The sequence below is a fragment of the Nisaea sp. genome, from assembly GCF_040217065.1.
Classification (GTDB): domain Bacteria; phylum Pseudomonadota; class Alphaproteobacteria; order Thalassobaculales; family Thalassobaculaceae; genus Nisaea.
In genome coordinates, this window is sequence record NZ_JAVJNX010000008.1 from 329,971 (window position 1) to 342,877 (window position 12,907).

The window sequence follows — 12,907 nt, forward strand, 5'->3', positions numbered from 1 at the left end:
TGCTACTCCGTTATGACGATGGTCGAGAGCTGCCGGCCGTAATCCGGCTCGGTCCGCAGGCGGGATCGCCGGTAGCTGAAGAAATTCGGCTCGTCGCGGCAGGTGTCGCAATCAAGCCGGTAGATTTCGGCCAGCCGGAGGCGGGACAGGCGCGAGGCGCAGTAATTCGACAGATCGAACTGGAAATGCCCGTCGCGTTTTCCGGCGCTGAAATAGGCGGCGTTGTTCTTGTCCTGCTCGAGGAAGGGCTGCGGGAATTCCGGGCCGACTTCGTAGGAGTTCACGCCGATGCAGGGACCGACGGCGGCCTGGATATTGTCCGCGCGGGCGCCGAGTTCGATCATCGCCTCGACAGTTGCCTCGATGACCCCGTTCAGGGCGCCGCGCCAGCCGGCGTGGCAGGCGCCAATGATGCCGTCTTCCGGATCGGAGAACAGCAGGGGGGCGCAATCCGCCGTCAGCACGCCAAGCGCGACATTCTTCTGTGTTGTCACCATGCCGTCTGCGCGCGGTGGTTCGACGGGGCGCTCGTCACTGTCGATGACATGAACAAAGGCGGAATGGATCTGGTTGCAGGTGAAGAGGGCTTCAGGCTCGCAATCCAGCGCCGCCATGGTCCGGGCCCTGTTGGCAGTGACGGACTTTCGTGCGTCACCGGAGCCGAGCCCGCAATTCAGTGACCGGTAGATGCCATGGCTGACCCCGCCGCGCCTCGTATAGAAAGCATGGCGGATTTTGTCCGTGTTCATTTCGTCAAGCTGGATCACCCTGAAATGGCTCCCGTTTCACGCACTTACAGACTCCGCGGTGGCCCGAAACCGGGAAGTGCGTCCACTTCCGGCGCGGCGATCGCCACTGCCTTGAACAGCGTGCCCATTTCGGTGGGTTCGATCAAGCGGCGCGCGCTGCTACGCAGTGTCATCGTCTGGCGGGGAGATGCTTCTTGCGCAAGACGCTCGACCCGTGCCTCGACCCCGAGCGCGGACAGGAATTGTCCTTGCGTGACGGTGCCGAAACAGCTGCAGCCGCTGGCGGCAGCGCTGGCGAGAAGGGCGTCGAAATCGACATGGGCGGTCAGATCTGCTGTTCCCGGCGCGTCCAGGACATCTACATATCTATGGCGGCGGAGAGCCTGGAAGGTATCGCCATAGGCGCTCTTGCCATGACCGTAATCGAGGAAAAGTCCGGCGCCGCCATGAAGCGCAATATGCTGCGCGATCGCTCCGGCTGTCAGCCGTCCGTCCTCGCAAATCTCGAAGATGTCCCCTTCGGCAGGGACGGCTGCCCGCTCCGGCATCTGCCGGATCAATGTATCCGGGGCCGCCATGTCCGACCATCGGGGCGCGTCGCTGTGATCGTCCCAGACGATGCAACGCTCTCGCCAGGCGCCGCCGCGATAGATCAACTGGCGGATCGGCAAGGCATCGAAGAACTCATTGCCGATAACCAGAGACGGCAGGCGCGGCAACGTCTCCAGACTGTCATGCCAGGTCACGCCGGTATCGGCGAGTGTTTCGCGCTGGAGGGATCGCAGTCTCGGGCTGGCCTCAACGAGATGGACGTCAATCGCACCGGAAAATCCCGGAACGATGCGCGCGGCGCGGAGGGCATCTGCCATCAGGGTGCCGCGTCCGGGGCCGAACTCGATCAGCGCCATTCTCTCGGGACTGCCGGACTGTTGCCAGACAGCGGCGCACCAGAGGCTGATCAGCTCGCCGAAGACCTGGCTGATCTCCGGCGCGGTGATGAAGTCGCCGGCGGTGCCGAATGGCTCGCGGGTCGTGTAGTAGCCATGCTCCGGGTGCAGCAGGGCCTCCCGCATGTAGCGCGCGACAGTCAGCGGGCCGTCTGCCGCGATCAGGGCCTTCAGATGCGCCGAAAGCGGATTTGCCGTCATGCCTTATCCGGGATCGGGGGACGGCGAAGTGCCCAGACCGTCACCGCCAGTCCGACAAGGATCATCGGCAGCGACAGCAACTGGCCCATGGTTGCGCCGGCGTACAGGAAACCGAGTTGCGCGTCGGGCTCCCGGAAGAACTCGACGGTGAAGCGGGCTATCCCATAGCCGGCAAAGAACAGGCCTCCGACGGCGCCGGGATGGCGCCTTATATCTGTGCGGGCAACCAGCAGTGCGAGGATGACAAACAGGAGCAGGCCCTCAAGTGCGGCTTCATAAAGCTGGCTCGGATGCCGGGGCACCGGGCCGCCGTTCGGAAAGACCATGGACCAGGGCGCATCGGTTGCGCGGCCATAGAGCTCGCCATTGATGAAGTTTGCGATGCGGCCGAAGAACAGGCCAATCGGTGCTGCCGCGGCGACAATATCGCCGACCGCCAGCGGATTGAGGCCGCGTCTCCGGGCGAACAGGAACAGTCCGGCGAGCGTTCCGAGCATGCCGCCATGGAAGGCCATGCCGCCTTGCCAGACCATGAGGATCTGCAACGGATTTTCGACGTAGTAGCCCAGATTGTAAAACAGCACATAGCCGAGACGGCCGCCGAGCACGACGCCAAGCGTGGCATAGACCAGCAGATCGTCGAGCGTGGCCGGGTCCATGAAGCGGGGCGCCTGCCGGCAGAGATGGTCGCAGTAGCGCCAGCCGAGGAGCAGGCCGGCAATATAGGCGAGCGCATACCAGCGGATTGCGAATGGTCCGATGGAAAAGATCACCGGGTCGATATTCGGGAAAGGCAGGCCGGCCTGCTCCATCAGTGTCGCTCCCGGTTCAGCGGTAAGGGTCTTCGGTGTCGAGGTAGTCCTGAACGTAGCGCCGCACACCCTCTTCAAGAGGCGTGAACTGGCCGGGATATCCGGCGCTCCGAAGCTTTTCCATGCGTGCCTCTGTGAAGTACTGGTAGCGATCTCGGATTTCCACCGGCGTATCCACGAAATCGATTCGCGGATCCTTGCCAAGGGCAACATAGACGGACCGGGCGAGATCGGCGAAGGAGCGGGCCTGGCCGGTACCGAGATTGAACAGGCCGGAAACATCCGGCGTGTCATGCAGCCAGATCATCACATCGACACAATCGCCGACCCAGACGAAATCGCGGAGCTGGCCGCCATCCTTGTAGTCGGGGTTGTGCGAGCGGAACAGCGTCGCCTGCAGGTTGGCCGCCGCCCGCGGATAGATCTGCGCCACCACGCTTTGCTGGTTGCCCTTATGGGATTCGTTCGGCCCATAGACATTGAAGAATTTCAGGCCGGCCCATTGTTTCGGAGTCTTCCGCCCCTCGGCGACCAGCCGGGCGATGCGGCGGTCGAACAGATGCTTGCTCCAGCCATAGGGATTGAGCGGCTGCAGGCCGGCGAGGCCCTCGATGCTGGCATCGTCCTCGAAGCCTTCGCTGCCGTCGCCGTAGGTTGCGGCGGAGGAGGCGTAAATCAGCCGGGCATCATTCTCCGCGCACCAGTTCCACAGATCGACGGAGGCGCGGAAATTCTGCCTCACGATGAAATCGGCATCGCGCTCTGTGGTGGAGGAACTGGCACCGAGATGGAACACGGTCTCGACCATGCCCTTGTGCGCGTCCAGGAAGTCGAGCAGATCGCCGGGCGCAACAATGTCGGCAAGTTCGCGCTTGGCGATGTTGCGCCACTTCTCTCCGGAACCAAGCACGTCGCAAACCACGATGTCCCGTGCCAGATCCTCGCGCTCGCTGAGAGCTGCGACCAGATTCGATCCGATAAATCCGGCGCCGCCGGTGACGACAATCATGCGCGTTCCTCCGATGCTGCGACAAACAGACCCACGATCAGGTTCTCCTCGCGCTTCCAGGCTCTATATGGTTGTTTCTCGCCCGGCGCGGATTGCTTTCGCAAGCTCGAAAGTAGTAGGTCTGGGGCAGGATGCCGCTTGTGCCCCGGTGATTTGCCGAATATCCGGTAGCCGTGGCCAGATAGGAGGAGCCGCCGATGCAGACGAATAACAGATTTTTCGACGACATCGCCAAGATGGCAAACGGCGCGATGTCCGCCGCCGCCGGTGTCCGCGAAGAGATGGAACAGCTGATTCGCCAGCAGTTCGAGCGTTATCTCGGCGACCATGACCTCGTCACCTATGAGGAATTCGCAGCGGTGCGCGAACAGGCGGCAAAGGCACTGGCCGAGCAGGAATTGCTTGCGAAACGGCTCGCCGTGCTGGAAAAGGAGCTCGCAAGCCTGAAGCAGGCCAAGGCAAAGACCACGCGCCGGCCCACAAAGCAGGCAAAAACAACGGCTTCCGCTAAATCCGCTGCATCAGGTTCGGAAAAGAGCGAATAAACCGCTGTTTTGTAAAGAAAACTAAATATACCAATATTTCGGACGCGACCCACGAAATATAGGTTGATCGTGGGTTTCGCATTTGAGAGTCTACTTCTTGTGGTGCTTGGCGATTGGCACCACGCTAGATCTAGTCGGACTATTCGATCCGTCCGCAGGCCAAGCATCCTTGTCTACGATCGTCCCGGAGCGCCGGACAGCGCACCTCTCAGAGGGGGTTGATAGTATGTCTCTGACTTACGTCGAAACGGTTGAAGTTCCCCGTAACCCGTTAGACCTGATGGAGGAAATCGTCGGAGCCAATGATTGGGCTCACGAGCGTGCAAGCAATGACGAGCTCGCCGTAGAAATCCAGGGCCGCTGGGCAGACTACAGGCTCTTTTTCCTCTGGCAGGAGGATATGGGCGCGCTGCATTTCTCGTGCATTTTCGAAAGCCGGGTTCCGGTGGAGAAACGGCGCGAGGTGCATTCCCTGCTTGCCATGATCAACGAGAAACTCTGGCTTGGCCATTTCGACCTCTCGACCGAGGATGGTACGCCGATGTTCCGGCAGACCTGCCTGCTGCGTGGCGCGCATTCCGCGAGCGTCGAGCAGCTCGAGGATCTGGTGGATGTCGCCCTGACCGAATGCGAACGTTTCTTCCCCGCGTTCCAGTTCGTCATCTGGGGCGGCAAGTCGGCGGAAGAGGCGATGCAGGCTTCCCTGCTGGATGTCGTCGGAGAGGCTTGATCTTCCAATGAACAAATCTCTCCTGCTGCTTGGATGCGGCAAAATGGGCGGCGCCCTTCTTCAGGGCTGGCTTGGAAAAGGCTACGCCGCTCATGGCATCTGCGTCATCGAGCGCTCGGACGCGGCGACGGCGCAATTCGAGGGCATCGACGGGGTGACCATTGTCCGGGACATTTCGCAGGTCCCGGCGGATTTCCATCCCGGGATGGTCATGCTGGCGCTCAAGCCGCAGATGATGGATGACGCGGCACCGCTCGCCCGCTATATCGGCCCGGAAACGGCCTTCCTCTCCATCGCCGCCGGCAAGACCATCCAGTATTTCGAGAGCCTGCTCGGTTCCGATGCCGCGATCATCCGGTCCATGCCGAACACGCCGGCGGCGGTCGGGCGCGGTATCACGGCCTATGTCGGCAATCAGGCTGCCAGCCAGGCGCAGATGGATCTGGCCGGCGACCTGTTGTCCGCTGTCGGCGAGGCTGTCGTGGTCCCCGAGGAAGGCCTGCTTGATGCGGTGACGGCACTTTCGGGCAGTGGCCCGGCCTATGTCTTCCTGGTCATCGAAGTCATGGCGGCGGCCGGAGAAAAACTGGGTCTGCCTGCGGCTCTCGCCATGCAGCTGGCCGCGGCCACGGTGTCCGGTGCCGGGGAACTGGCCAGACAGTCCGACGAGCCAGCAGCCCAGCTCCGGCAGAATGTCACCAGCCCGGGCGGGACAACGGCGGAAGCGCTGAAGGTTCTGATGGCGGATGATGGTATCGGTCCGGTTTTCGAAAGGGCGCTGAAAGCGGCGGCGGACCGGTCACGAGAACTTGCCGGCTAGTTAGACGCTTCCCTGTCATTCAATAACCAGAATCCCTGCCTCGCGTGCCGGTTTTCGGCACTATGCGAGCCCCCGAGCTGCGCACGGCGGTTGTTTTGCCGCCGGGCCGCTACATATCGTGAAAGGGACTGGATAATTGGAGCGGGCCATGGTGCCGGCGAATGTGGACAAGATCCTGGATGCCGTTCTGGATGTTGCCGGTGAACGGGGCTGGACCGGGTTGACCATCGACATGGTCGCCGTGCGGGCGGGCGTTTCCGTATCCGATGTCACCGCGCTGTATCCTGACAAGCGCGCAATATTGAACGGTCTGGCGGACCGGTTCGAGCGGGCGGTGGATGCTGCGGTCGATGCGGAAGCCCGTGACCCGTCCTTGCCTGTCCCAGAGCGGCTTTTCGACGTAATCATGACCCGGTTCGAGCTGTTGCAGGAACATCGTGCTGGCCACACGGCTATTTTCGGCGCGGCGCGCCTGGACCCCTGCATGGCGCTTCCCGGCCTTGTCCGCCTCCCTTCCGCGATGAGCGCGGTGCTCCGGCAGACCGGGCTTGGCGACCGGGGACCGCTTGGATGCCTGCGCCGCCAGGTGTTGGCGGGGCTCTATATCTCGATCGTTCAGGTGTGGCTGAAGGACGAGAGTGACGATCTCGGCCCAACCATGGCCGCGCTCGACAGCCGGTTGCGGCAGCTTGACGAAATTGTCGCATCCACCCCCATGGGGCGAAAAAGGCCACGCAAAGAAAGAGGTTTATCCGGAGATTGAGGTTTTTGTTGCAGTGCAACATAGCTCTTGACATTGTTCGGGGAAACGCCGATATGAACGCGTATGATGCATTGCAGCATAGCGCGGCGATGCGACAATTAACCACCGTGGCCCGGTCAAGTCGATACGCGCAATACGTGGTCAGAAAAGATGGAGACGTCCAAATGGCTAAACAGGAAAACCCGTTCCTCAACATTGATTTTCAGAAGATGATGATGGATTTCAAGATGCCCGGCATCGATGCCGACGCGCTGATGAGCGCGCAGCAGAAGAACATCGAAGCCATCGCCAGCGCCAACCAGCTTGCGACCGAAGGTCTGCAGGCCATTGGCAAGCGTCAGGCGGAGCTGTTCCAGCAGACCGTCGAGGAATCCCAGAAGACCCTCGGCGCCCTGATGTCGCAGGGTGCACCGGAAGAGCGGATCGCCAAGCAGGCCGAGACCGTCAAGACGACGATCGAGCGCACGGTGACGAATCTGCGCGAGATTTCCGAGATGCTCGCGAAATCGAACCAGGAAGCCTTCGACGTGATCAACAAGCGGATCACCGAAAGCCTGGAAGAAGTGCAGTCCCTGTCCGGCAAGAAATAAGCTTTCCCCGAGAGCGTGATGAAGAGCCGCCGCAGCCCCAGGTTTCGGCGGCTCTTTGTTTTATAGGCGGGTGAAACCCCTTCACGATGCGTGGATGAGCGCATAATCTCCACTCCCGAATAAGGGAGCCGCTCATGACCATCGAATATTCCGATTTCGAGAAAGTCGAGATCCGCGTCGGCACCGTGACCGACGCCGCGCCCTATCCGGAAGCGCGCAAGCCGGCGATCAAGCTCTGGGTGGATTTCGGACCTGAAATAGGGACCCGCAAGACCTCCGCGCAGATCACCCGGCATTACACACCCGAAAGCATGAAAGGCAAGCAGGTGGTCGCTGTCGTGAACTTTCCGGCCAAGCAGATCGGCAAGTTCATGAGCGAATGTCTGGTTGTCGGATTTCCGGACGAAGATGGCGAAGTGGTGCTGGCCAGTCCGACGCTGAAAGTGCCGAACGGCGGGCGATTGTATTAGACCGGCATCCGGATCCGCACCCGCAGGCCTCCCAGCGGCGACTCTTCCAGACCGATTTCGCCGCCATGGCTGTGGACGATGTCGCGGGCGATGGTCAGCCCGAGGCCGGTTCCGCCCGTTTCGGGATTGCGGGACGGGTCGCCGCGATAGAACGGCTTGAAAACCCGTCCGCGCTCGGCTTCCGGAATACCCGGGCCGTCATCATCAACGAGAATTTCATAGGCTTCTTCGGCGGCGTCGAGCGTGATGCGGACGGTCTTTGCGTGCCGGCGCGCATTGGACACCAGATTGGCGAGCGCCCGCTTCATCGATTGCGGTTTCATCTCGACCTGCGGCAGCGCCCGGCCGTTCATCTCGAGTTCAAGCGGGATGCCGCCGCGCCGCTCGCCGATGGCAAAGTCGGTCACCAGGGCCTTGATATCGGTCTTGACGGTGGCTTCCGTTCCCTCGCCGCGGGCAAAGGCGAGATACCCTTCGACCATCCGCTCCATATCCTGCACGTCCGCCTGGAGCTCCTGCACGGCCTTGTCCTCGCCAAGCATGGCCAGTTGCAGCTTCATCCGGGTAAGGGGGGTGCGCAGATCATGCGAGACTCCGCTCAGCATGTCGGTACGCTGCTTGATCTGCCGCCGGATACGGGCCTGCATCTGCTGGAACGCTTCCGCCGCCTGACGGACTTCGTGTGCACCCTCCGGCTTGAAGTTGCGGACTTCGCGTCCAAGCCCGAAGGCCCGGGCGGCAATGGCCAGCCGGCGGATCGGCCGGATCTGGTTCCGCATGAAGATCAGCGCGATGGCGAACAGGATCAGGGCGCTGCCCAGCATCCACATCACGAAAATATAGGTCGTCGAGCTGTACAGGCGCTTCTCGTGCGCGAGCACTTCGAGCACGCCCCCGGGAAGTTGCACCGTGAAAGCGATCTGCCGGTCGCCGGCGTCGGTATCGATCACGAAGGGGCGGCGCACCTGTTCGGTCATGGATTGCCGCATCTGGCGCAGGGTCGGGTCGAACAGGGTTTCCGAGCTGCGGTTTTCCAGGATGGCGCCGGACCGGAAGGTGACGACCAGTCCCAGATGGTTGCGCGCGAGCCGGTCGAGACGGGTCAGCGCGGCGGGGCTGGCATTCGATTCGACTTCCGTGACGATCAGGGCAATGTCTCCGGCGAGTGACGTGGCCAGCCGGCGTACCATTGTGTCCCAGTGCCGGTCATAGAAAACATAGGTCGAGATCGCCTGCATAAGGATCAGCGGCGTCAGGAAGATCGCCAATGCGCGCCCGAACAGGGTTTTTGGCATGCGACGCTTAAGCCAGGACCGGCGTTTGGTCCGGAGTTCATTTTCAGCAAGTGTCGCCATCGGTTGGATGCGCTTCTTTCTGCCGGCATTGGGGGCTGTGACTGCAGGCAATGTTAAGATAAACCGGCGCGGGCGGATAGCAGGGCGGATCAGGTGCCGGTTGCAAGCGCCTTCAGGACATAGCCCTTGCCGCGCACGGTCTGCAGGAAGCGGGGGAATTTCGGGTCTTTCTCGATTTTCCGCCGCAGCCGGTTGATCTGCACATCGACGGTGCGCTCATGTCCATTGACGGCATTGCGGGCAACCAGGTCCTCCCGGCTGAGCGTGCGGCCCGGTGTCTGCGCAAAGCAGCCAAGCAGCAGCGCCTCCGACTCCGTCAGGTGAACGATGCTGCCATCCCTGGTCAACTCACCGTTCGCACGATCATAGGCATAGGAGCCGAACGTCACGAGGGACCGCACCTGGGACATGTCCGGAACGGTTCGCGTGCGGCGCAGGATGGTGCGGATGCGCAGCAGCAACTCGCGCGGCTCGAAGGGTTTTGTCAGATAGTCGTCGGCCCCGGTCTCCAGACCCTCGATGCGGTCCTCGACCTCACCCATCGCCGTCAGCAGGAGGATCGGCAGGTCGCGCGTCTTGCGCATCGACCGTGTCAGCTCGAAGCCGGTTTCACCGGGCATCATGACATCGAGTACCACGAGATCGTACTCGATCGCGGCCAGTTTCCGCCGCGCATCGGCGGAATCGCCTGCGGCGGTAATGCGGAAACCGTTCTCGCTCAGGAACCGGGTCAGCAGGTCGCGCAGCCGGCTGTCGTCATCGACAACAAGAATATGCGGCTGGTCCTCGGCGTCCATCCCGGGGATCATGCCTTGCCGCGGCGCTGGACCGGCATGGTCTGGGTCACGATCTCGAACCGTTCCTGATCGCCCGGATCGATGATGCCGCGCAGCACTTCGCGGAACCCCTGGACCGCTTCCGCGCCGGCGGCCCGGTAGGCCCGTGCGATCCGCTTGCGCTGGCTGGCCGTCAGCCGGTGCTCAAGGTCGACGCCCTTTTCGGTCAGGGTCAGCAGTTTTTTCCGCCGGTCGGCCTGGTCCGTCGTCTGGTCGATATAGCCTTCGCTGACAAGCTGGCTGAGCACGCGCGAGAGGCTTTGCTTCGTGATCTTCAGGATCTTCAGCAGGTCCGTCACGGTGATCCGGGGATTGCGTCCGACGAAGTAGATGACCCTGTGATGGGCCCGCCCGAGATCGATCTCGGCGAGGATGGCATCCGGCTCGCCCGTGAAGTCGCGATAGGCAAAGAACAACATCTCGATGCCTTGCCTCAATTCCTCCTCCCGCAGGAAAAGGGGGTTCGCCATGCTTTTTACGTCAACCATGTTGACTTAATTCCTTTTGAATGTTAGTTCTCAGCCCGAGTTTGGGTAACAATCTAACCGAAGCGCCCGTCAACATGAACAATTCGAACGGGTTAGGCTTTGGAGCTTGCTGGGATGAAACCTCATGAGCCTGCTTCCTTTCGATGATCGCGACGGTGCCATCTGGATGGATGGTACCTTGTTGAACTGGCGTGACGCCAAATTGCATGTGTTGAGCCACGGACTGCATTATGCCAGTTCGGTGTTTGAGGGCGAACGGGTTTATAGCGGACAGATCTTCAAGTCCCGCGAGCACACCGAGCGCCTGCATCGCTCCGCCGGGATTCTTGGCTTCAAGATCCCCTATGACATCGATGCAATCGAAGCCGCCAAGCAGGCCGTCATCGGCTCCATGGGAATCGTCGACGGCTATGTCCGTCCGGTCGCCTGGCGCGGCAGCGAGATGATGGGCGTGTCGGCCCAGCAGAACACCATCCACCTCGCCGTCGCCGCCTGGGAATGGCCGTCCTATTTCGATCCGGAAGCGAAGATGAAGGGGATCAATCTGGATATCGCCAAATGGCGCCGTCCGGCCCCCGATACCGCGCCGACGAACAGCAAGGCCGCCGGTCTCTACATGATCGCCACCATGTCCAAGCATGATGCCGAGGCGCGCGGCTTCCACGACGCGCTGATGCTGGACTATCGCGGCTATGTCGCGGAGGCGACCGGCGCCAATGTTTTCTTCCTGATGGATGACGGCCGTCTGCACACGCCAATCCCGGATTGCTTCCTCGACGGTATCACCCGCCGCACAGTAAAGCAGCTCGCCATCGATCTCGGCTATGAGATCGTCGAGCGGCATATCCGGCCGGAAGAGCTTTCGCGGGCGACGGAATGTTTCCTGACCGGCACTGCGGCGGAAGTCACGCCGGTCGGCGCCATTGGCACCTACAAGTTCACGCCGGGCGACGTCACGCGCAAGCTGGTCGATGCCTATGACACGGCGGTCCGCGCCCACGCCGCAGGCGTCGCGGTCGCGGCCGAGTAAGACAAGCAGTGACGGTGCCGAAGGAACGATCTCGTTCCCTCCGGGCACTGGACATCTCTCTTGTGAACGGGGGAAGCTGACATATGACAGCTTCCCCCGTTTGTACATTCGACGGCAGCCACTGGATCCCGGGGCCGCTCGCCAAGGGGCCCTTTCCGGGGCTGCATGGTGGCGTCGTCGGCGGCCTGCTTGCCGCCGAGATGGAAAAGACCTCCCGGGAAAACGGCGGTGGAATGGGGCTGCAGATGTCCCTGTCCCTGCTGCGTCCCACACCGATGGAGCCGGTTGCGGTTTCCGTACGAACCCTGCGCCAGGGCCGGCGCTCCCTGCAGCTTGCGGCGGAGCTTGTTGCCGGGGGAAAGACCTGCGCCGTGGCCAGCGCCCTGTTCCTGACGGCCGAGCCGCTCGGCTTCATCGACGAGCCTGCCGCGGAACGGGTTCCCGTTGGCGGAAAGGACTTCCATGTCGGCCGGAGGATGGACCAGCCCTGGTTCGCCGATGCCTGCGAGATGCGCCGGGAAGAGGGTGGGCGGATCTGGATGCGGCATCTCAAGCCGGTGGTGGAGGGCATGGGGCCGTTGACCCGCGTGCTGTCATTGGCGGATTGGGCAACAGGGCTTTCGCGCCCTGCCTGGGTCGATGGGGAGAAGGTGGTTTTTCCGAACCCGGAGATCAGCATTCACTTGCACCGCCCGCCTGCTGGGGCGTGGCTCGGCGTGGACTCGCAACCGTTCTGGAATGCCAGCGGCCTCGGTATCACCGCGAGCGACCTCTTTGACGAGGCGGGATATCTGGGACGGGCAACGCAACCGGTTGTGCTGGCCGTGATGGAGTAGGGGTCAGCCGCGCATTAATTCCGAATGCACGCTGCGGATGCGTGCAGCGGTTTCGGGCGTCAGGGCGCCGGTCAGGTCGCGGGGCATCCAGCGGCGCTGAAATGCGAGCAGAATATTGCGGGCCGCCCCGGTCATGACAGCTGTTTCCGGCGCCGCATATCCTATTTCCGAGAGCAGCTGCATCGCTTCTGAAAACGCGGGCGGGTCGTCCGTTGTGGCTCGGTAGGCGGGCCAAACACCGATGCCGGACGCGGCAAGGCGCTGCCAGTCAAACAGCTCTCCCGGATCTTCCTTGCGGTCCGGGGCGACGTCGGAATGGGCGAGCACCCGGGCCGGCGGGATGGGATGGCGGCTGATTATTGCTGTCGAGAGTCTCGTCAGACTGTGCATTTGCGCATTCGGGAACGGCCGGCAGCCGAACTGATGGCCCGGATTGACCAGCTCGATGCCGATGGAACGGGCATTGATGTCCGTCACACCGTGCCACGAGGCGACACCGGCATGCCAGGCCCGCCGGGTCTCGTCGACCATCCGATAGCAGTGGCCGTATTCGTCGATCAGATAATGGGCGCTGACCTTCGCATCCGGGTCGGTCAGCCGGTCGAGAGCAGCCTCGGCGGACTGCATGCCGGTATAATGCAGCAGCAGGATGTCGATGACGGTTCCGTCCGGGCGCGCATCCTGGTTCGGGGAGGGGCGCTCGATGATGTTGTCCGTCTTCTCCAT

16 protein-coding genes are annotated in these 12,907 nt (G+C 62.2%); 8 read left to right on the forward strand and 8 right to left on the reverse strand.

What is annotated here, in order from left to right; translation table 11 throughout:
- Nucleotides 1-2: 2 nt before the first annotated feature.
- From pgeF to rfaD, 4 genes are read right to left on the reverse strand one after another with little or no spacing between them, the layout of a single operon-like run.
- The gene (gene pgeF, locus RH950_RS10570; protein WP_350056462.1) at nucleotides 3-767 is read right to left on the reverse strand and encodes a peptidoglycan editing factor PgeF; all 765 of its coding nucleotides are present in this window, start codon (nucleotides 765-767) and stop codon (nucleotides 3-5) included.
- A 26-nt stretch (nucleotides 768-793) separates the two neighbouring features.
- Nucleotides 794-1,897 (reverse strand): class I SAM-dependent methyltransferase, encoded by a 1,104-nt coding sequence (locus tag RH950_RS10575; RefSeq protein WP_350056464.1) that lies wholly within the window; start codon nucleotides 1,895-1,897, stop codon nucleotides 794-796.
- Nucleotides 1,894-2,709 (reverse strand): prolipoprotein diacylglyceryl transferase, encoded by an 816-nt coding sequence (gene lgt / locus RH950_RS10580; protein WP_350056466.1) that lies wholly within the window; start codon nucleotides 2,707-2,709, stop codon nucleotides 1,894-1,896. The genes RH950_RS10575 and lgt overlap by 4 nt, the downstream gene beginning before the upstream one ends.
- 16 nt (nucleotides 2,710-2,725) lie before the next feature.
- A complete protein-coding gene (gene rfaD, locus RH950_RS10585; protein ID WP_350056468.1) occupies nucleotides 2,726-3,718 on the reverse strand; it encodes an ADP-glyceromanno-heptose 6-epimerase in 993 nt (330 codons plus the stop codon).
- 197 nt (nucleotides 3,719-3,915) lie between these two features.
- Here rfaD and RH950_RS10590 point away from each other — a divergent pair, with 197 nt between their 5' ends.
- The 6 genes from RH950_RS10590 to RH950_RS10615 all read left to right on the forward strand — a co-directional run bounded on the left by RH950_RS10590 (nucleotide 3,916) and on the right by RH950_RS10615 (nucleotide 7,636).
- Nucleotides 3,916-4,263: an accessory factor UbiK family protein gene (locus RH950_RS10590; protein ID WP_350056470.1), complete on the forward strand. Its 348-nt coding sequence runs from the start codon at nucleotides 3,916-3,918 to the stop codon at nucleotides 4,261-4,263.
- 226 nt (nucleotides 4,264-4,489) lie between these two features.
- Nucleotides 4,490-4,993 (forward strand): type III secretion system chaperone family protein, encoded by a 504-nt coding sequence (locus RH950_RS10595; protein WP_350056472.1) that lies wholly within the window; start codon nucleotides 4,490-4,492, stop codon nucleotides 4,991-4,993.
- A 7-nt stretch (nucleotides 4,994-5,000) separates the two neighbouring features.
- Entirely contained in the window at nucleotides 5,001-5,813 is an 813-nt protein-coding gene (gene proC, locus RH950_RS10600; RefSeq protein WP_350056474.1) for a pyrroline-5-carboxylate reductase, read from the forward strand.
- 148 nt (nucleotides 5,814-5,961) lie between these two features.
- Nucleotides 5,962-6,576 carry a TetR/AcrR family transcriptional regulator gene (locus RH950_RS10605; protein WP_350056476.1) on the forward strand — a complete coding sequence of 205 codons (615 nt, stop codon included), beginning with the start codon at nucleotides 5,962-5,964 and terminating at the stop codon, nucleotides 6,574-6,576.
- 164 nt (nucleotides 6,577-6,740) lie between these two features.
- The gene (locus RH950_RS10610; RefSeq protein ID WP_350056478.1) at nucleotides 6,741-7,166 is read left to right on the forward strand and encodes a phasin family protein; all 426 of its coding nucleotides are present in this window, start codon (nucleotides 6,741-6,743) and stop codon (nucleotides 7,164-7,166) included.
- 134 nt (nucleotides 7,167-7,300) lie between these two features.
- Nucleotides 7,301-7,636, forward strand: coding sequence for a tRNA-binding protein (locus RH950_RS10615; protein ID WP_350056480.1), 336 nt, complete (start codon nucleotides 7,301-7,303; stop codon nucleotides 7,634-7,636).
- Here the strand turns inward: RH950_RS10615 and RH950_RS10620 are convergent.
- From RH950_RS10620 to RH950_RS10630, 3 genes are all read right to left on the reverse strand, one after another.
- Nucleotides 7,633-8,931 (reverse strand): ATP-binding protein, encoded by a 1,299-nt coding sequence (locus RH950_RS10620; RefSeq protein WP_350056482.1) that lies wholly within the window; start codon nucleotides 8,929-8,931, stop codon nucleotides 7,633-7,635. The genes RH950_RS10615 and RH950_RS10620 overlap by 4 nt on opposite strands.
- A gap of 149 nt (nucleotides 8,932-9,080) precedes the next feature.
- Entirely contained in the window at nucleotides 9,081-9,788 is a 708-nt protein-coding gene (locus RH950_RS10625; protein WP_350056484.1) for a response regulator, read from the reverse strand.
- Nucleotides 9,789-9,796: 8 nt separating this feature from the next.
- Nucleotides 9,797-10,315, reverse strand: a complete 519-nt coding sequence (locus RH950_RS10630; RefSeq protein WP_350056486.1) for a MarR family winged helix-turn-helix transcriptional regulator — start codon at nucleotides 10,313-10,315, stop codon at nucleotides 9,797-9,799.
- A 124-nt stretch (nucleotides 10,316-10,439) separates the two neighbouring features.
- Here RH950_RS10630 and RH950_RS10635 point away from each other — a divergent pair, with 124 nt between their 5' ends.
- Nucleotides 10,440-11,345, forward strand: a complete 906-nt coding sequence (locus RH950_RS10635) for a branched-chain amino acid aminotransferase (RefSeq protein WP_350056488.1) — start codon at nucleotides 10,440-10,442, stop codon at nucleotides 11,343-11,345.
- Between the two features lie 83 nt (nucleotides 11,346-11,428).
- Nucleotides 11,429-12,181, forward strand: coding sequence for a thioesterase family protein (locus RH950_RS10640; RefSeq protein ID WP_350056490.1), 753 nt, complete (start codon nucleotides 11,429-11,431; stop codon nucleotides 12,179-12,181).
- Nucleotides 12,182-12,184: 3 nt separating this feature from the next.
- Here the strand turns inward: RH950_RS10640 and RH950_RS10645 are convergent, their stop codons facing one another.
- Nucleotides 12,185-12,907 carry an N-acetylmuramoyl-L-alanine amidase gene (locus tag RH950_RS10645; protein ID WP_350056492.1) on the reverse strand — a complete coding sequence of 241 codons (723 nt, stop codon included), beginning with the start codon at nucleotides 12,905-12,907 and terminating at the stop codon, nucleotides 12,185-12,187.

Excerpts from the sequence above, each read along its gene's own strand:
- rfaD (WP_350056468.1), bottom strand. The coding sequence starts at position 3,718 with ATGATTGTCGTCACCGGCGGCGCCGGATTTATCGGATCGAATCTGGTC.
- RH950_RS10620 (WP_350056482.1), bottom strand. The coding sequence starts at position 8,931 with ATGCCAAAAACCCTGTTCGGGCGCGCATTGGCGATCTTCCTGACGCCG.
- RH950_RS10595 (WP_350056472.1), top strand. The coding sequence starts at position 4,490 with ATGTCTCTGACTTACGTCGAAACGGTTGAAGTTCCCCGTAACCCGTTA.
- RH950_RS10635 (WP_350056488.1), top strand. The coding sequence starts at position 10,440 with ATGAGCCTGCTTCCTTTCGATGATCGCGACGGTGCCATCTGGATGGAT.
- lgt (WP_350056466.1), bottom strand. The coding sequence starts at position 2,709 with ATGGAGCAGGCCGGCCTGCCTTTCCCGAATATCGACCCGGTGATCTTT.
- proC (WP_350056474.1), top strand. The coding sequence starts at position 5,001 with ATGAACAAATCTCTCCTGCTGCTTGGATGCGGCAAAATGGGCGGCGCC.
- RH950_RS10590 (WP_350056470.1), top strand. The coding sequence starts at position 3,916 with ATGCAGACGAATAACAGATTTTTCGACGACATCGCCAAGATGGCAAAC.
- RH950_RS10610 (WP_350056478.1), top strand. The coding sequence starts at position 6,741 with ATGGCTAAACAGGAAAACCCGTTCCTCAACATTGATTTTCAGAAGATG.
- RH950_RS10605 (WP_350056476.1), top strand. The coding sequence starts at position 5,962 with ATGGTGCCGGCGAATGTGGACAAGATCCTGGATGCCGTTCTGGATGTT.
- RH950_RS10625 (WP_350056484.1), bottom strand. The coding sequence starts at position 9,788 with ATGGACGCCGAGGACCAGCCGCATATTCTTGTTGTCGATGACGACAGC.
- RH950_RS10615 (WP_350056480.1), top strand. The coding sequence starts at position 7,301 with ATGACCATCGAATATTCCGATTTCGAGAAAGTCGAGATCCGCGTCGGC.
- RH950_RS10640 (WP_350056490.1), top strand. The coding sequence starts at position 11,429 with ATGACAGCTTCCCCCGTTTGTACATTCGACGGCAGCCACTGGATCCCG.
- RH950_RS10575 (WP_350056464.1), bottom strand. The coding sequence starts at position 1,897 with ATGACGGCAAATCCGCTTTCGGCGCATCTGAAGGCCCTGATCGCGGCA.
- RH950_RS10645 (WP_350056492.1), bottom strand. The coding sequence starts at position 12,907 with ATGGAGAAGACGGACAACATCATCGAGCGCCCCTCCCCGAACCAGGAT.
- RH950_RS10630 (WP_350056486.1), bottom strand. The coding sequence starts at position 10,315 with ATGGTTGACGTAAAAAGCATGGCGAACCCCCTTTTCCTGCGGGAGGAG.